This is a genomic window from Actinoplanes awajinensis subsp. mycoplanecinus (assembly GCF_001509495.1).
Classification (GTDB): domain Bacteria; phylum Actinomycetota; class Actinomycetes; order Mycobacteriales; family Micromonosporaceae; genus Actinoplanes; species Actinoplanes palleronii.
Window position 1 is genome coordinate 1 of sequence record NZ_LLZH01000350.1, and the last position, 18783, is coordinate 18783.

The 18783-nt window shown below is 71.8% G+C and carries 12 protein-coding genes; 7 read left to right on the forward strand and 5 right to left on the reverse strand.

Annotated elements, in window-relative coordinates; genetic code table 11:
- From ADL15_RS50145 to ADL15_RS50155, 3 genes are all read right to left on the reverse strand, one after another.
- Positions 1–1233: L-lactate permease (locus tag ADL15_RS50145; RefSeq protein ID WP_232345129.1), on the reverse strand; the 1233-nt coding region annotated here is incomplete at its 3' end.
- A 1069-nt stretch (positions 1234–2302) separates the two neighbouring features.
- Positions 2303–4846 (reverse strand): molybdopterin-dependent oxidoreductase, encoded by a 2544-nt coding sequence (locus ADL15_RS50150; RefSeq protein ID WP_067708445.1) that lies wholly within the window; start codon positions 4844–4846, stop codon positions 2303–2305.
- A gap of 85 nt (positions 4847–4931) precedes the next feature.
- On the reverse strand, positions 4932–5720 hold the full coding sequence (locus tag ADL15_RS50155; protein WP_067708448.1) for an FAD binding domain-containing protein: 789 nt from the start codon (positions 5718–5720) through the stop codon (positions 4932–4934).
- A 153-nt stretch (positions 5721–5873) separates the two neighbouring features.
- Between ADL15_RS50155 and ADL15_RS50160 the strand changes: the two genes are divergently transcribed.
- From ADL15_RS50160 to cydC, 4 genes are read left to right on the forward strand one after another with little or no spacing between them, the layout of a single operon-like run.
- Complete coding sequence (locus ADL15_RS50160) at positions 5874–7262, forward strand: cytochrome ubiquinol oxidase subunit I (protein WP_067708451.1); 1389 nt, start codon at positions 5874–5876, stop codon at positions 7260–7262.
- 12 nt (positions 7263–7274) lie between these two features.
- Complete coding sequence (gene cydB, locus ADL15_RS50165) at positions 7275–8270, forward strand: cytochrome d ubiquinol oxidase subunit II (protein ID WP_067708454.1); 996 nt, start codon at positions 7275–7277, stop codon at positions 8268–8270.
- Positions 8267–9895, forward strand: a complete 1629-nt coding sequence (cydD, locus tag ADL15_RS50170) for a thiol reductant ABC exporter subunit CydD (RefSeq protein WP_067708457.1) — start codon at positions 8267–8269, stop codon at positions 9893–9895. Before cydB ends, cydD begins: the two co-directional genes overlap by 4 nt.
- Positions 9892–11595 (forward strand): thiol reductant ABC exporter subunit CydC, encoded by a 1704-nt coding sequence (gene cydC, locus ADL15_RS50175; RefSeq protein WP_232345130.1) that lies wholly within the window; start codon positions 9892–9894, stop codon positions 11593–11595. Before cydD ends, cydC begins: the two co-directional genes overlap by 4 nt.
- Here cydC and ADL15_RS50180 read toward each other — a convergent pair.
- The gene (locus ADL15_RS50180) at positions 11592–13580 is read right to left on the reverse strand and encodes an ATP-binding protein (RefSeq protein WP_067708460.1); all 1989 of its coding nucleotides are present in this window, start codon (positions 13578–13580) and stop codon (positions 11592–11594) included. The two genes, cydC and ADL15_RS50180, sit on opposite strands and share 4 nt — an antisense overlap.
- A 485-nt stretch (positions 13581–14065) precedes the next feature.
- On the opposite strand from ADL15_RS50180, the gene ADL15_RS50185 reads away from it, so the two are divergent.
- Both ADL15_RS50185 and ADL15_RS50190 read left to right on the forward strand, forming a co-directional pair.
- Entirely contained in the window at positions 14066–14713 is a 648-nt protein-coding gene (locus ADL15_RS50185; RefSeq protein ID WP_067708465.1) for a DUF6230 family protein, read from the forward strand.
- 79 nt (positions 14714–14792) lie between these two features.
- Positions 14793–16439, forward strand: a complete 1647-nt coding sequence (locus ADL15_RS50190) for a DUF6114 domain-containing protein (protein ID WP_067708470.1) — start codon at positions 14793–14795, stop codon at positions 16437–16439.
- A gap of 407 nt (positions 16440–16846) precedes the next feature.
- On the opposite strand, the gene ADL15_RS50195 is transcribed toward ADL15_RS50190, so the two are convergent.
- Positions 16847–18226 (reverse strand): GGDEF domain-containing protein, encoded by a 1380-nt coding sequence (locus ADL15_RS50195; RefSeq protein ID WP_067708473.1) that lies wholly within the window; start codon positions 18224–18226, stop codon positions 16847–16849.
- Positions 18227–18439: 213 nt separating this feature from the next.
- On the opposite strand from ADL15_RS50195, the gene ADL15_RS50200 reads away from it, so the two are divergent.
- A complete protein-coding gene (locus ADL15_RS50200; RefSeq protein ID WP_067708476.1) occupies positions 18440–18709 on the forward strand; it encodes a DUF2277 domain-containing protein in 270 nt (89 codons plus the stop codon).
- Positions 18710–18783: the final 74 nt, after the last annotated feature.

Genomic DNA, 18783 nt, shown 5'->3' on the forward strand with positions numbered 1-18783 from the left:
GCCCGCGTTGCCCGCGTTGCCCGCGTTGCCCGCGTTGCCCGCGTTGCCCGCGTTGCCCGCGTTGCCCGCGTTGCTCGCCCCACCCGGGCCGCCCGCGTTGCCCGACCTGTCTGGGGCGCCCGCAGCATCCGGGCCGCCCCCGGCGCCCGCAGCATCCGGGCCGCTCCCGGTGCCCGCACCGCCCGACTCGCCCTCGATGCTCGCACCACCCCGCCCCCGCCCATCTGCGGCTCCCGACGGATTTCCGGAACCCGACCCACGTGTCGGACCCGCGGAGCCGGCCGCTGGGCCGACGGTGCCAGCCGACCGGCCGACGGCGGTGAGGGACGCCGCCGAGCGCTCTCGGCTGACCTCCTCGGACAGGTCCGGGGTTTCCGAGGGCTGCCAGAAGCGCAGCAGCAGGACGACCGCGGCGGCTGCCGCCAGGGAGGCGATGATGTCGGTGAGGGGGACCGAGATGTAGTTCGAAGCGAGGAACTGGCCGACTGCGAAAACGAAGCCCGCGACAACAGCGGCGGGCCAGGTCTGCCGGATCCCGCGGCGACCGTCCACGACGGCCACCAGGACCAGTGGCACCACCAGGGCCAAGATCGGCGTCTGCCTGCCGACCATCGCGCCGAGCGTGTCGGTGTTCAGGCGCGGGTCGGTGCTCGCGCCGGCGGTCACCGTGCCGAGCGTGGTGATCGGTGTCGCCAGGGCGCCGAACGCGACCGGCGCGGTGTTCGCGATCAGCGCGACCGAAGCGGCCCGCAGCGGTGGGAAGCCGAGCGCCATCAGCATCACCACCGTCACCGCGACCGGGGTGCCGAACCCGGCGAGCGCTTCGAGCAATGCCCCGAAGCAGAACGCCACGATGATCGCCTGGATCCGCATGTCCGGGCTGACCCGTTCCATCGAGCGGCGGAGCACGTCGAAGTGACCACTGACCACGGTCAGGTTGTAGACCCAGATCGCGTTGATCACGATCCACAGGATCGGGAAGAACCCGAACGCGGCGCCCTCGGACGCCGACAACAGCGCCTGACCGACCGGCATCGCATAAACGGTGACCGCCACGATCAGCGCCACCACCAGCGACACCACCCCGGCCAGCCAGGCCCGGACCCGGAACACCCCGAGCAGGAGAAAGAGAGTGAGCAGCGAGAGCACCGCGAAGATCGCCGAGAGCGCCACGGAGTCCGCGACGGGGTCGGTCACGATCTGGAACTGTTCCGCAAGCAGCCGATCTGCCATCGCAGCCATCCAGGGTCATCGATCACCTCCCCGCAATCTAGCCGCAAACCCCCAGCAACGAAACCGCACCGCGAAACGAAGCCCCCACCGCGCGCGGCCCCGCCGGCCAGGACCGTTCGCCCTCACCAGGAAGCCGCAGGCCGGGGCGACCTGACCCAAGGAAGACCACCGAAGACCAGCCAGCACCGCTCGCGCGAAGACCAGCCGGCACCCGCCCGCAGGAAGACCAGCCAGCACCCGCTCGCGCGACGTCCAGCGGAGCCGTCAGCGGCGACCCGGCAGCTGCCAGCTGGCGGCTGGCAGCGTCCAGAGAGGCGGCACTCACCGCCTCTCTGCCATCCTAGGAGGCTGGGTTACTAGAGCAGGCGCTGCTGGTCGGTTGACGAGAGCTCCTCAAGCACCTGCCGGGCTTTGGCCCCCTCTCGAGACGACACCCGGTTCTCACCGACAGCGGCGCCCGGACCTCCGGGAGGTTCCGCAACTCGGGTCGGCGGCACCGCAGCAAGCCACACGCAGTCACCGCCCGACGGCGCCAGAACAGACCAGACGCAGCCACCGCTCGACGGCCCCAGAACAGACCAGACGCAGCCACCGTCCAGTGGCGCCAGAGCAGGCCAAACGGACCACCGCTCGGCGCAGCCGCAACGGGCCACACACTGCCACCGCTGGTCGGTCCCAGAGCGGGACAAACCGAACAAACGTTGCGCTTATCGGGCAAATACCGTTCGCCGCAGGGGCGGTGCGGGCACGCGATCAACCGATCGCGTGCATCCACAGCCCACCGGTGGGCGGTAGACGTCCGCAGGCCGAGATCGCGTCCTCCTACCGCCCCTGCCACAGGCAGCAGACGCACGCACCTACCTGATCGCGTGCCCCCACCGCCCCGATCCCCGCGGTGGAACGCCTGCCCCTCGACCCACCGGGTCGGACAGGAAGCCGGACGACCATCGGGTCAGGCGGCCGGATCGGCCCTGCCGGCCCGGCCGACGCGGCTCGGCGGCCGACGCGGCCAATGCGGCCGGACGGCCGGCGCGGCCACCGTGAGCAGCACGGCGCGCGCAGGCTCGACCTATTGCATCGCGAGCCAGATCCGGTCGGTGGTGAACGGGATCTCCGTCATCCGCACGCCGATCGCGTCCCGCAGCGCGTTGGCCAGCGCCGGAGCTACCGGGTTGTACGGACTCTCACTCATCGACTTCGCCCCCAGCGGCCCGATGCTGTCCACCGTCGCCGCGAAGTGCACCTCCGTCCGCGGGGTGTCCGCGAACGTCGGCAGGTGGTACTGCCGGAACGTGGTCGTGGTGACCGCTCCGGTCTCGTCGAGGTCGACGTGTTCGGCAAGGGTCGCGCCGAGCGCCTGCGCCACCCCGCCCTCGATCTGCCCGCGCAGCTGCAGCGGGTTCATCACGGTCCCGGCGTCGGCGCTGTGCACGCTGCGCAGGATCCGCAGCTCACCGGTGTCCGGGTCGACCGCGACCCGGAACCACTGCGCGTTGAACGCCACCGACCGGGGTGTCCCGTCGAAGTGCCCGTGCGCGACCTCGCCCCCCTCGGTCCGCAGCGCGCGCGCCGCCCGCAGCACCGCCTTCCCGGCCACCACCACGCCGGTGGAGGCGAACGCGCCGGTGTCGTGCTTGACCACGTCGGTGTCCGACTGCCGGATCACGATCTTGTCGGGGGTGACGCCGAGCTCGTCCGCGGCGATCTGGGCGTGCACGGTGGTGCTGCCGTTGCCGAACTCCGCGGTGCCGACCGAGAGTTCGAAACGTCCGCCGGGCAGCCGGCGGACGGTGGCGTCGGCGAAGTGCCCGCCGGGCGGACCCGCGGCGATCATCGCGATCGCCATGCCCTCACCGACCAGCCAGCCGTCCGGGGCGTCGTCCCGAGTCCGCGACGACTCCCGCATCACGTCCAGGCACTGGTCCAGGCCGTAACTGGCGATGCCCAGGTCCTCGACGTGGTCGCCGGGTGCGGTCAGGTCGTCGCCGTCGCGGACCACGTTGCGCTCGCGGAACGTGACCGGATCCATGCCGATCCTGCGGGCCACCTCGTCGAGCACCGACTCGACGGCGAAGGTGACCTGGCCCAGGCCGTAGCCGCGGAACGCGCCGGCCGGGACGGTGTTGGTGTAGACGGCGTGCGCGTCGGTGCGCATGTTCGCGCACTTGTAGACCGCGACCGACTCGTGGCAGCCGTGGAACATCACCGACGCGCTGTGGTTGCCGTACGCCCCGGCGTCGACCAGCACGTCCAGGGTCAGCGCGGTCAACGTGCCGTCCCGGGTCGCGCCGGCCTTCATGGTCACCGTGAACGGGTGCCGGGTGGTCGAGCCGTAGAACTGCTCGGAGCGGGTGTACTCCCACTTCACCGGGCGGCCGGTGCGCATCACGGCGAGCGCGACCAGGTCCTCGACCAGCATCTCCTGCTTGCCGCCGAAGCCGCCGCCGACCCGGCCGGCGATCACCCGGACCCGGTCGAGGGGCAGGTCGTAGAGCGACGCGACGGCCCGCCGGGTCAGGAACGGGGTCTGCGTGCTGGACCGGATCACCAGGCGGCCGTCGTCGTCGAGCCAGCCGACCGCCCCGTGCGTCTCCAGCGCGGCGTGCTGCACCCGGGCGGTACGGAAGGTCGCCTCGTACACCTCGTCGGCGGCGGCGAACCCGCCGGCCACGTCACCCATCGACGCGTGCAGCTCGCCGATCACGTTGCGGTCGAGCTTGTCGCCGTGCACCAGCGGCGCGCCGCCGGCCAGCGCGAGGTCCGGGTCGAGCACGGCCGGGAGGATCTCGTACTCGACGCGCAGCCGCCGGCAGGCCTCCTCGGCGGCCGCCTCGCTGGTCGCCACGACCGCCGCGACACGCTGGCCGACGAACCGGACCACCTCGTCCAGCACCCGGGTGTCGGCCGGGTCCTCGGCCACGTTCTCGTGCTGGGCGGTGGAGAAGAGCCGGTCCGGCGCGTCCTTGTGGGTGAGGATCGCCTCGACCCCGTCGACCTGGAACGCGGCCGAGGTGTCCACCGCGACGATCCGGGCGTGCGCGTGCGGCGAGCGCAGCACCTTGAGGTGCAGCACGCCGGGCACGTCCAGGTCGAACGTGTACCGGGCGGTGCCGGTGACCACCTGCGGGCCGGCCGGTGCGCCGAGCGCCGCGCCGACCGCGCAGCCCGGGCCGGGCGTGGCCAGGTTGTCCACGCCGGCGACCGCGTCGGCGATCGCGCGGTAGCCGGTGCACCGGCACAGGTTGCCCTTCAGCGCGCGCGGCAGGTCGTCGTGCTGCTCCTCGGTCAGCGCCGCGGTCGTCATGATCAGACCGGCCGTGCAGAACCCGCACTGGAAGCCCTGCGCGTCGAGGAACGCGCGCTGCACCGGGTGCAGCGCGTCGCCGCGGGCCAGGCCCTCGACGGTGGTGACCCGCCGGCCCTGCGCGCGGAACGCCGGGTAGACGCAGGAGTGCACCGGCTCGCCGTCGACGTGCACCGTGCAGGCGCCGCAGTCGCCGGCGTCGCAGCCCTTCTTGACCCCGAAGCAGCCCTCCTCGCGCAGGTAGGTGCGCAGGCACTGGCCGGGCCGGGGCGCACGCTCGTGCGGCGTTCCGTTGATCTCCACGCTCATGCTGTGCACTCCTTCGGCATGCCCTTCCGGCCCTCGCCTGCGAGATCATGATTCGGTGCGGCCAGGTGCCGCTCGGTGCAGGCGGTCATGCCCCTATCTCCGTCCTGATCTGCTCCGCAAACAACCTGGTCAGATGCATCCGCCAGGCCGGGCGGCCGTGGACGTCGTCGGTGTAGGCGTCCGGCGGGATGGTGGCCACCGCGGCCGCCACGTCGTCCGCCGACGGCGGTGCGCCGAACCGGAACACCCAGGGCCGGCGGGTCGCGGCGGTCACCGTCAGCGTCAGGCCGCCTCCGGGCTCCGCCCGGCCGATCAGCAGGGCCGCGGACCGTCCGTGCTGATGCAAAGACCCTCTTCGGTACGACGTACGCGACCGGAGCGACGCCGCGGGCAGCAGGACCGAGCGCAGCAGCTCCCCGTCCCGGAGCACCGTCCGCCCGTCGCCGGTGACGAACTCGGCGACCGGGACGCGGCGCTCGTCCCCGGCCGGGCCGATCAGCGTGCACACCCCGTCCAGCGCCGAGCCCAGCGAGATCATCGGGCCGGCCGGCAGCGCGGCGCACAGGTTGCCGCCGACCGTGGCCACGTTCCAGATCTTGAAAGAGGCCAGGAACGAGTGGCAGCACTGCCCGACGATCCGGTGCCGTTTCAGCCGGGCGGCCAGTTCGGCGATCGTGCAGGTGGCCGCGACCTCCACCCCGTCGTCACGCACAGTCAGCGACGGCCAGCCGGCCGAGGGCAGGTCGAGCAGCCGGGAGACGTCTGGACGTGGCTCGCCGAACAGCGCCGTGCCGCCGCCCAGCCAGGCGTCGCCGGGCCGCCACATGCCGGGTGCCGCGGGGCTGATCACTTCGGTAACCGTGTGCAGATCCACGTTCGTACGCTACGCGCCGCGTGTTTCGGATCTTGGATTCTCGAAAGACGGTTCCGGGCGGGACCTTGTGTGGTCCGCAGTCGGGACCTTTGGCCCTGATCGACGGGTATCACCTGGTCAAGGCTCATGGGTACGTTGCGGAAAGGATCTTCGGTGGATTCGCTCGACCTATCGCGGTGGCAATTCGGAATAACCACCGTGTACCACTTCATCTTCGTTCCGATAACGATCGGACTCTCGGCCCTGGTCGCCGGACTGCAGACCGCCTGGGTCCGGACCGGCAAGGAGCACTACCTCCGGGCGACCAAGTTCTGGGGCAAGCTCTTCTTGATCAACTTCGCGATCGGGGTGGTCACCGGCATCGTGCAGGAGTTCCAGTTCGGGATGAACTGGTCGAACTACTCACGCTTCGTAGGCGACATCTTCGGCGCCCCGCTCGCCATCGAGGGCCTGCTCGCGTTCTTCCTGGAGTCCACATTCCTCGGCCTGTGGATCTTCGGCTGGGACAAGTTGCCGAAGCGCCTGCACCTGGCCACCATCTGGCTCGCCTCGCTCGGCACGATGCTCTCGGCGTACTTCATCCTGGCCGCCAACTCCTGGATGCAGCACCCGGTCGGCTGGACGATGGGCGACGGCCGGGCCGAGCTGACCAGCATCGGCGCGGTGCTGACCAACAGCACCACGCTGGTCACCGTCCCGCACACGCTGACCGCCTGCTTCCTGACCGCCGGTGCGCTGCTGCTCGCGGTCAGCGCCTGGCACCTGCGCAGGGGCCACCAGGAGGAGGTGTTCCGGCCGTCGCTGCGGCTGGGCGCCTGGGTGGTGCTGATCGCCGGGCTGGGCGTGCTGATCACCGGTGACCTGCAGGCCCGGGTGATGACCGAGCAGCAGCCGATGAAGATGGCCGCCGCCGAGGCGCTCTACGAGAACACCGAGTCGGCCTCGTTCTCGGTCTTCACCATCGGCTCGCTGGACGGCAGACAGGAGGTCTGGAGCGTCCGGATCCCGTCGCTGCTGTCCTTCATGGCCACCGGCACCCCGGCCGGCGAGGTCGAAGGGATCAACGACCTTCAAGATCAATACCAGCAGGCGTACGGCGAGGGCGACTACACGCCGATCGTGCCGGTCACCTACTGGTCGTTCCGCCTGATGATCGGGTTCGGCGGGCTGGCCATGCTGGTCGCCCTCGCGGCGCTCTGGTTCAACCGGGGCGAGCGCCGGGCCCGGAGCCGCTGGCTGTGGATCGCCGGGATCGGCACGGTGGCGATGCCGCTGCTGGCCAACTCGTTCGGCTGGATCTTCACCGAGATGGGCCGCCAGCCCTGGACGGTGTTCGGCCTGTTCAAGACGGCCGACTCGGGCAGCCCGTCGGTCTCCACGAGTGAGGCGGCCACCGGCCTGATCGTGCTCACCGTGCTCTACGGCGTGCTCGCGGTGATCGAGGTCGGGCTGTTCCTGAAGTACGCCCGCGCCGGAGCCCCGGAAATCCCTGCTGACACCGGTGAACCGGCCGAAGACCGGCCGCTCGCCTTCGCGTACTGAGGACGTCAACCCATGGAACTCACCACGGTATGGTTTCTGCTGATCGGCGTCCTCTGGGCAGGCTACTTCCTGCTGGAGGGCTTCGACTTCGGCGTCGGCATCCTGCTGCCGTTCGTCGGCCGGGACGACCGCTCCCGCCGCCTGGCGATCAATACGATCGGCCCGGTCTGGGACGGCAACGAGGTCTGGCTCCTGGTCGCCGGCGGCGCCACCTTCGCCGCATTCCCCGAGTGGTACGCCACCCTGTTCAGCGGCTTCTTCCTGCCGCTGCTGCTGATTCTGGTCTCGCTCATCGTGCGCGGCGTGGCCTTCGAATATCGCGGCAAGCGCGACGAACCGGCCTGGCGCAAGCGCTGGGACGTCTCGATCTTCGTTTGCAGTCTAGTTCCGGCGATCCTCTGGGGTGTCGCTTTCGGCAACATCCTGCGCGGCGTGCCGATCGACGCCCAGCACGAGTACGTAGGCGGCTTCTTCAACCTGCTCAACCCGTACGCCCTGGTCGGCGGCCTCACCACGCTGGCCCTGTTCACACTGCACGGTGCGGTGTTCCTGGCGCTCAAGACGGACGGCCCGATGCGCGAGCAGGCCGGCCAGATCGCCGAGACCATGGCCATGGTCGCGGTGCCGATCGCGGCCGGCTTCCTGGTCTGGACCGGGATCGCCAGCGGCGACGGCTGGGGCATCGCGGTCTCCGTGCTCGCCGCGGTCGCGCTGGTCACCGCGATCCCGCTGACCCGTGCCCGGCGCGAGGGCTGGGCGTTCCTGGCCACCGCGGCAACGCTGGTGCTCGCCGTCGCGGCGCTGTTCGTGACGCTGTTCCCGGACGTGATGCCGTCGACGCTGGACCCGGCGTACAGCCTGACCGTGCACAACGCGTCGTCGACGCCGTACACGTTGCGGGTGATGACCTGGGTGGCGGTGTTCTTCACCCCGGTCGTGCTGCTCTACCAGGGCTGGACGTACTGGTTGTTCCGCAAGCGCCTCAAGCTCAGCGACATCCCGGCGTGAAACCGCTCGATCCCCGGCTGCTGAGGTACGCCCGGAGCACCCGGGCCTACCTGGCCGCGACCGTCGTGCTCGGCGGTCTGCACGCCGTGCTGCTGGTCGCCCAGGCCACCCTGCTGGCGAGCGCGATCACCGCGGTCTTCCTGGACGGCCGCCGCCCGGCCTGGCTGCTGCTGGCCCTGACCGTCCTCGGCCGGGCCGGGGTGGCCTGGCTGCAGGAGCTCGCGTCGGCCCGGTCGGCGGCCGCGGTCAAGAGCGAGCTGCGCGGCCGGCTGCTCGGCCACCTGGTCGCGCTCGGTCCCGCCCGGCGCCGACCGGCCGGCGAGGTCGCGACCCTGGTCACCCACGGCCTGGACGCGCTCGACGGGTACTTCGCCAAGTACCTGCCGCAGCTGGTGCTGGCCGTGCTGGTGCCGGGCATCGTGCTGGTCCGGCTGCTGCCCGCCGACCTGACCGCGACCGTCACGATCGCGGTCACCCTCCCGCTGATCCCGGTCTTCATGGCCCTGGTCGGGATGCACACCGAGGCGCAGAACCGCCGGCAGTTCCGGCTGCTGGCCCGGCTCTCGCACCACTTCCTGGACGTGGTGGCCGGGCTGCCCACCCTCAAACTGCTCGGCCGGTCCCGGGCCCAGGCCGGGATCATCCGGCGGATCAGCGCCGAGCAGCGCGAACAGACCATGCGCACGCTGCGGACCGCGTTCCTCTCCTCGCTGGTCCTGGAGCTGCTGGCCACCCTGTCGGTGGCCCTGGTCGCGGTCGGCATCGGCCTGCGCCTGGTCTCCGGGAACCTGGACCTGAGCACCGCGCTGCTGGTGCTGATCCTGGCGCCGGAGGCGTACCGGCCGCTGCGCGAGGTGGGCGCGAACTACCACACCAGCGCCGAGGGGCTGGCCGCCGCCGAGGAGGTCTTCGCGATCCTGGCCGAACCGGCCGCTCCGGACGGCAGCCGGGCGCCGGTCTCCGGTCCGATCGTCTTCGACGGTGTCGAGGTGCGTTACCCGGACCGCGCCGGACCCGCGCTGCGGCTCACCGCGACGATCACGCCCGGCGAGGTGGTCGCGCTGACCGGCCCGTCCGGGTGTGGCAAGTCCACCGCCCTGTCGGTGCTGCTCGGATACGCCACCCCGGCCGCCGGGCAGGTCACCGTCGGCGGGGTGCCCCTGGCCGAGCTGGACCGGGCGGCCTGGCGGCGCACGATCGCCTGGGTGCCGCAGCGCCCGCACCTGTTCGCCGCGTCGCTGCGGGACAACATCGCGCTCGACGCCGGCCACACCGAGGCGGAGATCCGCGCGGCTGCCGAGGCGGCCGGGGTCAGCGAGTTCGCCGCCGGGCTCCCGGACGGCTACGACACCGTGCTCGGTGACGCCGGGACCGGGCTGTCCGCCGGGCAGCGGCAACGGGTGGCGCTGGCCCGGGCGTTCGTGCGGGACGCGCCGATCGTGCTGCTCGACGAGCCGACCGCGAACCTCGACGAGGCCACCGCGGCCGGGGTGATGGCCGCGATCCGTGAGCTGGCCCGCGGGCGGACCGTGCTGATGGCGGCGCACCGACCGGAACTGATCAGCCTGGCCGACCGCGTGATCGAGGTCGGCGCTCCCCGACTCCTCCCGGCGGGACAGTCATGACGCTGTCGACGTACCACGTCCTGCGCCCCGCCTGGGGACGGCTCACCCTGGCCGTGCTCGCCGGAGCCGGTGCGGCCGGGTCCGCGGTGGCCCTCGCGGCGATCTCCGCGTGGCTGATCTCCCGCGCCGCGCTGCACCCGCCGGTCCTGCACCTGATGGTGGCGATCGTCGCGGTCCGCGCCTGCGGCCTGAGCCGTGGCGTGCTGCGCTACCTGGAACGGCTGATCGGGCACGACGCCGCGTTCCGGATCCTGGCCGGCGTGCGGGTCGGCCTCTACCGGCGCCTCGAGGTGCTCGCACCGGCCGGGCTGGCCGACTTCCGCCGCGCCGACCTGGCCCAGCGGCTCGCCGCCGACGTCGACGCGGTCCTCGACCTGGTCACCCGGGTGCTGCTGCCCTACGCGGTGGCCGCCGTGGTCGGGCTCGCCTCGGTGCTGATGATCGGCGCACTGGTGCCGGTCGCCGGGCTCACCCTGGCCGCCGCGCTGCTGGTCACCGGGGTGCTGGTGCCGCTGCTGCAGCGGGCCGCCGCGCGCCGGGCCGACGGGCGGCTGGCGCCGCTGCGGGCCGAGCTGGCCACCGGCGTCGTCGACCTGGTGCACGGGATGCCGGACCTGCTGGCGTACGAGGCGATCGAGAACCGCCGCGAGCGGCTCGCGGACCTGGACGCCCGGCTGACCTCGGCCTCGCGGCGCTCCGCGGCGACCGCGGGGGTCGGCGCCGCGGTGACCGCCCTCGGCACCGGCGTCAGCGTGCTGGCCGGGCTGCTCGCCGGGGCCGCCGCGGTGCGCGCCGGCAGCCTGCCCGGCGAGCTGCTCGCCCTGGTGGTGCTCACGCCCCTCGCGGTCTTCGAGATCGCCGGGCCGTTGCCGGCCGCCGCTCAGCGGTACGCGACCGCCCGGACCTCGCTGCGCCGCCTCGCCGAGATCTGGTCCGTGCCCGACCCGCTCCGGTCGCGCACGACGCGAAAGGGAAAGGACGCAACGGTTCCGACCGCCACCGCTGATCCACTCGACTGGCCCGCTGAGATCCACGCTGCGGGCTCAACGGCGTCGATCGGTACCCGAGTGCCGCATCTGAGACTGGCGGGCGTGACGGCCGCCTGGACCGCCGATCGCCTGGCGGTGACCGAACTCGATCTGGACCTGCCGCCCGGCGCGCGCGTCGCCCTGGTCGGGCCGAGCGGGTCCGGCAAGAGCACGATCGCCGCGCTGCTGGTCCGGTTCCTCGACCCGCGCACCGGCCGGATCACCCTGGACGGCACCGATCTGCGGGACATCCCGGCCGCCCGGGTCCGGGAGATCGTCGGTTACCTGCCCGAGGACGCCTACCTGTTCGACACCACGATCGGCGCGAACCTGCGGATCGCCCGGCCCGGCGCCACCGACGCCGACCTGCTCGGCGCGCTGGCCGGTGCCCGGCTGCGGGACTGGGTGGGCACCCTGCCGGACGGGCTGGAGACACTGGTCGGCGAGCACGGCCTGGCGCTCTCCGGCGGGCAGCGGCGACGCCTCGCGCTGGCCCGGCTGCTGCTCACCGGCGCCCGGGTGCTGATCCTGGACGAGCCGGGCGAGCACCTGGACGACGCCACGGCCGGCGCTCTGGTCCGCGACCTGCTCCAGGCGGCCGGCGAGCGGACCGTCCTGCTGATCACCCACCGGACCGCTGACCTGGCCGGACTGTCGGTCCACGCGCTCTAGGACACCGGGACCGGGGCCGGCACCGGCACGGCGGGCAGCGTGACGGTGAACGTGCTGCCCCGCCCGACCACCGACTCCACCGAGATCGTCCCGCCGTGGTCGCGGACGATGTCCCGGACGATCGCCAACCCGAGCCCGGGCCCCTGCACCGCCTGGTCCATCGCGTTGCCGGCCCGGTGGAACGGGGTGAACAGCCCGGACACGTCGGCGGCCGGGATGCCGATCCCGGTGTCGATGACCACGATCGTGACGGTCTCCTCGTCCGCGCCGCACCGGCAGGTCACGCTGCCGCCGGCCGGGGTGAACTTGATCGCGTTCTCCACCAGCTTGCGCAGCGCCCGCTGCAGTTGCGTCCGGTCGCCGCGCACCCAGGCCGGCTCGGCGTCGACGGTGACCCGCAGCTCCTTGGCCTGCGCCGCCGTACCCAGCTCGGCGTGCACCGCGGCGGTCAGCGCGGACAGGTCGACCGGCTCGGTGAGCGTGTCCGCCGCGGTGGCCGGCCGGTCCAGCAGCAGCAGGTCGCCGATGGTGTTCTGCAGCCGGTGGGCGTTGCGCAGCACCGCGTTGACCGAGCGGCGCTGCGTCGGCGACAGCTCGTCGTCGTCCTCGGCGAGCATCTCGGTGTAGCCCAGGATGCTGGTCAGCGGGGTGCGCAGCTCGTGCGTGACGGTCTGGATGAAGACGTCCTTGCGCTGGTCGAGCATCCGCAGCTCGCTGATCAGCAGGTCCTGGTGCACCCGGACGCTCTGCTGGCGCAGCGCCCGCTCGATCTCCCGGGCCACCCCGGCGAGCAGCCGCCGCTCCGAGTCGGTCCACCCCGCGGCGTCCTCCCGCCGCTCGGACGAAGCGGCGTCCTCCCGCCGCTCCGACGGCTCGATCCGGTCCGGCCCGTCGGCCCGGCAGACGTAGAGGTAGCCGCCCGGGCACTCGGCGTCGCCGCCCAGGGTGACGGACAGCCCGCCGTCGGCGTGCGTCACCGGCTCACCGACCGGCCCGTCGGACAGACCGTCGACAATCGCCGGGTCGAGGTCCGGGGCACCGGCCGGCCAGCACACGGCGACCTGCCCGGTGCCCGGCACGTACAGCCGGCTGCGCACGGTGCCCGCGCCGAGCGCGGCGCCGATCTGCGCGACCACCCGGTATCCGGTGATCGCCGGGTCGGTGTCCTCCCGCTGCAGCTCGGCGGCGACCGTCTGGCGCAGCCCGGCCCGGGCCGACCGGGTCTTCTCCGCGGCGAGCAGCTGCTCGGTCTGCGCCGCGAGATCGTTGAGCGCGTCGACCACGGTGCGCAGCTCGACGGCGCCGTCGACCGCGACGCGGGCCGAGCGGTCCCCGGCGGCCTGCCGGCGGATGGTGTCGCCGACCCGGGCCAGCGGGACCAGCAGCTGACGGCGGCTGACCCGGACCAGCAGGTATCCGGCGATCAGCACGGCCACCACCAGGGCGCCGGACGAGATCGCGAGCGTCCGTTCCATCCGGCGGTCGGCGGTCTCCTCGGAACGCCACTCGGCGGCGATCGCGTCGTCGGCGGCGCTGTTCACGGTCCGCAGCCGGTCGAAGAGCTGCTTGCCCAGGGCGTTGCTGGGCATACCGACCGGCGAGCTGCCGGTCGCGATCGGGATGGCGTACTGGTCGAGCCAGTCGTCGACCGCCTGCCGCTCGGCCTCCAGCAGCTCGACGGCCTGCCGGTCGCGGGTCTGCGCGGCCGCCCGGGCCAGTACGACGAGGGCGGCGCCCCGGCCGTTCTGGTACGGCTCCAGGAACAGCCGTTCGTCGGTGAGCTGGAAGCCCCGGAGCCCGGTCTCCGCGTCGGTCATCCCCTGCAGGGCGAGCCGGTTGGCCTCCCGGGCCGTGGCGATCTGGTCACTGCGCCGGTGATGGTCCTCGCGCAGCTGCGCGCCGACGCCGAACTGCACCACGAGGAACGCCGTGAACAGCACCAACAGGGCGGCGAAGCCCAGGTTGAGCCGGCGCTGCAGCCTCATCGGCCGCGCTCCTCGGACACGATCATGCTTCTCACATCGGCAGGGAGCGGTCGGCACATGAGCGGGGCAGCCCATTCGGTGGAGATCAACATCCCCCGGACCGGCGGTTCACCTCGCCGTAGCGGTCGGATAAACCCGTTTCTGAGAGTTCTCTGGATTTCGTTACCGATCCGTAACCGACGATGCGTCATAACCCGCGGTCACCACGCCGGTCGTGGATCGAGGCCGGTTGTCCGGTTTGCTGCAGGAATTTCGGACACCCGGGACAGCAACATCACGCTGCGTGAACAAGATCAAGTGATGTGGGTTACTGACTAGTAGCCAAGCCCCTTGTAGTCACCGTGCGGGGGCGGCAACATTTCCCGAACATTACGACGACGGCATCGACTTGCCTCACTGTCGACGGTTGGCAGAAGTGTCGCCCGTCGATGCGAGCCATTGGCGGTGCGGCAGTCTCGCCGTCATCACTTTCTATTGGAGGATCCGTGAAGGATGCGCAGAGCGCTCCGGCCGCCGGACGCACCAACTGGCGCCGGTTTGCCGTCGCCGTGGGCGTTCCGACCGCCGTGGCCGGTGGACTTGTCGTTGCCCTCGCGCAGGGCGCCCTCGCCGCGAACATCACGGTGTCGGGCACGCAGTTCAAGCTGACCGCCGACCACCTCGAGGGCCGGGGCTTCACCCAGTACGGCGGTGCGGTCACCGACGTCAGTGGCAAGACCACCTACGACGCCACCTCGGGCATCCAGCACGCCGACCTGTACAACCTGTGCCAGTCGGTCAACGCGGGTGTGTTCGTCCTCAAGATCACGGCGGCCACCGACGCGAAGTACGACGCGGCGAACCCGGCCGACTCGGCGAAGAACGCGGTGCAGGCCGACGACCTGCTGATCGGCATGTCCGAGCTGGGCGGCGACGCCACGTTCAAGAACATCCAGATCGGCCTGGACGCTTCGACCCTCAACGCTGACGGCCAGGCGACGCATGGTCGGGCCGGCACCTTCGGTCAGCAGGCCAGCGGCGTCAGCATCGAGAACCTGAAGCAGCAGGCGTACCTGACCACTGCTTCCAGCTTCAAGCTCAAGGGCATGAGCCTCAAGCTGCTCTTCGGTGGCACCAAGGACGAGTGCTACTGATCTAGCTCGACCGGGGCTCGTGGAGCGACTTTCCGCGGGCCCCACCCTTTTGCCCGGTAAGAAAAACAATGGAGGACGAGTGGCGACCGACGACTTCTGGAGCAGGTACCGCCGGTGGCGGCGGAACCGGCCGTTCTGGGGTGGCCTGTTCCTATCGCTGTCCGGTCTGCTGCTGTTCTTCAGCTCCAACCTCTCCCTCTTCAGCGACCTGAAGCTGGAGATTCACATCGGGCCGCAGGGCTTCCTGTCCTACGTGCTGCCCGTCGTGATGCTGATCTGCGGCATCCTCGTCTGGACCACCCCGGCCCAGCGGATGTTCTACGGCATCGTCGGCCTGCTGACGGCGCTCTACTCGTTCATCGGCCTGAACTTCGGCGGCTGGTTCCTCGGCATGCTGACCGGCCTGATCGGCGGCGCCCTGGCGATCTCGTGGATCCCGGCCACCGCCGGACCGGACGTCCCGGCTCAGGAGCCGCTCGACAGCTCCGGCCCGGACAGCTCGGTGGAATACCCGGACTCCCCCCAGATCTACACCGGGCCGGGCGAGTCCACCCAGGTCATCCCGGTCGCCGGGCACGACGACCGGCCGCACGGCACCGCCACGCTGCGCTCCTCCGCGCAGAGTGACCCGAGCATCCTGCCCGGCTTCGACCAGCCGCGCGGCGACGAGCCGGATTCCGGCCGGGGCATCAACCGCAAGACGCTCGCGCTGATCCTGGTGCCGGCGTTCGTCGGCGCCAGCATGCTGGTCGGCAGCCGGATGCCGGCCAACGCCGCCGAGGAGTGCCCCGAGGGCCTGCCCTCGATCACCACCTCCGCCTCCGCCTCGCCGTCGCTGTCGGCCTCCGCCTCGACGGCGCCGGCCAAGGACGCCGAGAAGCCCGAGGCGTCGAGCTCGGCCAAGCCCAGCGCCACCAAGACCACCACCGCGCCGGAGGCCTCCGCTTCCGCCTCGGCCTCCGCGTCCCCGGCCGCCACCGAGGACGAGGACGGCAATCCGGTCCTGGACGGCATCCAGGACGTGGTCGACGGCGTCGGCAACCTGCTCGGCCTCGGCGACGAAGAGGAGTCGCCCACTCCGAGCGCGTCGCCGTCGGCGTCGGCGACCGAGCCGGCCGAGCCCACCACCGCGCCGGCCACCACCCCCGCGACCACCGCGCCGGCGACCGGCGACACCGCGCCCGCCGCCCCGGCCAGTCCGGCCGGCGGTTCGGCGTCGGCTTCCGCCTCCGCGTCGGTCTCCGCGTCCGCCTCGGTCGACCCGGACATCCTCCCCTGCCTCGGCGCTCGCCAGCGGGGCAAGGTCGCCGAGGGCGCCGTCCCGAAGTCCGCGATCAAGCCGGGCATCATGAAGGTCGGCACGCTGAACATGTACGACCCGAAGTACGTGGGTGTCATCGACCTCCCCACCGCGAACGGGCCGGTCAAGGTGCTGCAGTTCGACATGTCCAAGGCCACGAACGAACCGTTCAGCCTGACCATCGACGAGGCCGGCGACGCGACCACAGTGATCAAGAGCGCCAAGCTGACCACCGACGGGAACGTGAAGTTCTACACGCCGAAGTTCTCCGGCAAGTTCTTCGGCCTCATCCCGATGACCTTCACGCCGGAGGAGCCGCCGCCGCTGACCCTGCCGTGGATGGTGTTCACCGACGTGACCATCGACCTGGCCTACGTCAGCTGCAACACGCTCACCGCCGAGCCGATCACCATCACCGCGAACTGAAACTCCCCCGAGAACGGCCCGGCTGATCGCTGCCGGGCCGTTTTTTTCCACCCCTTTTGCGGTACGACTACGGAGCGCACGTCCGCAGGCTACGAGCCGAGTCCCGCCCGTGAGGCGAACGCGAGACCGCTCCCACTCCCGGCCGCAGCGCGACTCCCGACTTTGGCTGGCTCTCAGGGGTGTCTCCGCAGCGCGGAGACACCCCTGAGGCCCAGCCGGGACCCGCAGGCGCGCCTCGGTCCGGGCAGGCCGCGGTCCTGCGGGATCGTGCCCACCCACGGACGTCGCCCGGAGGGCTTCGCGGTCTGGACGCGCCAGCGGCCAGCGAAGCCCGCAGGGTCCCGGCGGGAGCGACGATCTGTACCCCGGCGGACGCACGACATCAAGCTCTTGATCTTGAATTTTCGCTAAGCGGATGCCGGCCAGATGTCCGGTTCGAACCAGCGGACTACCCCCTTGCCGGAGGCCTTGGCGGCATACATCGCGGTGTCCGCCTGGCGCAGCAGCGAGCTGATGCCGCCCGCCTGCCCGGACCGGAGCGCCGCCAGGCCGATGCTGCCGCTGATCGTGACCTCGGCGCCGTGCACGGTCATCGGTTCCGACAAACGGCGCAGAAGCCGCTGCGCCACCGCGTCGGCGCCGCCGCCCACATCGGTCACCAGGATCGCGAACTCGTCCCCGCCGAACCGGCTGACCAGGTCGGACTCGCGCAACTCGGCGGTCAGCCGCTGCGCCACCACGATCAGCACCTCGTCGCCGGCCGCGTGACCGAGCGTGTCGTTGACCGGCTTGAAGCCGTCCAGATCGAGCATCATCGCGCAGACGCCGGCCCGGCGTCGGGTCAGGATCTCGGCGGCGCGGGCCCGGAACGCCACCCGGTTCGGCAGGCCGGTCAGGGCGTCGTGGTGCGCCTGGTGCGACAGCGCGAGTTTCTGCGCCTCGAGGACCACCGCCATCCGACCGACAGTGATCAGGGTGAGGAACTGCCGGATCAGCACCAGCGAGAAGCTGGACAGCAACAGCCAGACCAGGACCGGGTTGAGCCGGCCGTCGCGCGCCTCGCGGGCCGCCGCGACCCCGACCGCGATCACCACCGGCAGGTACGGCAGCAGCGCCCACGGGCCGAAGACCAGGCGTTCCATCACGTCGGCGCCGGGCCGGGAGATCCGCAACCGGCTGGAGACCGCGGTGGCCCAGGCGCCCAGCACGTAGCCCGCGCCGACGCCGTGCTGGTACCACGGCCCGCCGACGACGTCGTTGCGCAGCGAGAGCATCACCGTCGCGGCCTGCAGCAACGCGGCGCCGGCCAGCACCTGCTGCGCGCTCATCCCCCGGTTCGGCGCGGACTCGGAGAGCGTCACCAGCGCCACCGACGAGCCGAGCATCAGCACCGCGACGATGGCGATCGCGTAGCCCTCCGGCACGCCACCGATCCGCCCGGTCACCCCGGAGAGCACGTATTCCCAGGCCAGTGCGAAGACGGCGCCGGAGACCGCGGCCACGTCGAGCACCCGGCGCACCGCGGCGATCCCGCGCAGCCGGTGCCCGGCCAGCAGCACGGCGGCCGGGACCAGGGCGGCCGCGACCATGGAGAGCAGCGCGCCGGCGCCGTTGAGGGCGGGCAGGCCGGCCGTGGCGGCCAGCATCAGCAGGTTCGAGACGCTCCAGGCGGCGCAGGCCACGGCGCCGAACGCGTACCCGATCCGGATCGGCCGGGCGTCGCGGGTCTGCCGCGCCCGCCGCCGGTAGTGCCACGCGGCGTAACCGCTCGCGGACGCCACGATCATGTCAGAGAGGGCAAATCCGACGGATCGCGGCAAGTACGGGTGGAGCAGTTGGACCGCCGCGGCGAGGCACGCACCCACCGTCAGCGCCGTCCGCAGTCGCATGCCCACCCCACGTTCCCCGTAGAGAGAGGTGTGTACGGCTTCCCGGGTCGCGCCGGATGGCCGAGTATGGCATAGATCCGACCAGATCCGGTCCCGCCGAGGAGGCCCGCCGTGTGCCGCAACATTCACCAACTGCACAACTTCGAACCGCCCGCCACCACCGACGAGGTGCACGCCGCCGCGCTGCAGTACGTCCGCAAGGTGGCCGGTTCCACCCGCCCGTCACAGGCCAACCAGGCCGCTTTCGATCAGGCCGTGGCGGCGATCGCGGCGGCTACCCAGGAGCTGCTGGACAGCCTGGTGACCACCGCGCCGCCGAAGGACCGCGAGGTGGAGGCGACGAAGGCGCGGGCCCGGGCGGAGAAGCGCTACGCGTCCTGAGCCGCTTTGGGGTGATGTTGTACGGTCCTCACGGCAATTTCGGTCGATCATGGACATCGATCGGAGTCGGGGCA

Excerpts from the sequence above, each read along its gene's own strand:
- ADL15_RS50150 (WP_067708445.1), bottom strand. The coding sequence starts at position 4,846 with ATGAGCGTGGAGATCAACGGAACGCCGCACGAGCGTGCGCCCCGGCCC.
- cydB (WP_067708454.1), top strand. The coding sequence starts at position 7,275 with ATGGAACTCACCACGGTATGGTTTCTGCTGATCGGCGTCCTCTGGGCA.
- cydC (WP_232345130.1), top strand. The coding sequence starts at position 9,892 with ATGACGCTGTCGACGTACCACGTCCTGCGCCCCGCCTGGGGACGGCTC.
- ADL15_RS50180 (WP_067708460.1), bottom strand. The coding sequence starts at position 13,580 with ATGAGGCTGCAGCGCCGGCTCAACCTGGGCTTCGCCGCCCTGTTGGTG.
- ADL15_RS50195 (WP_067708473.1), bottom strand. The coding sequence starts at position 18,226 with ATGATCGTGGCGTCCGCGAGCGGTTACGCCGCGTGGCACTACCGGCGG.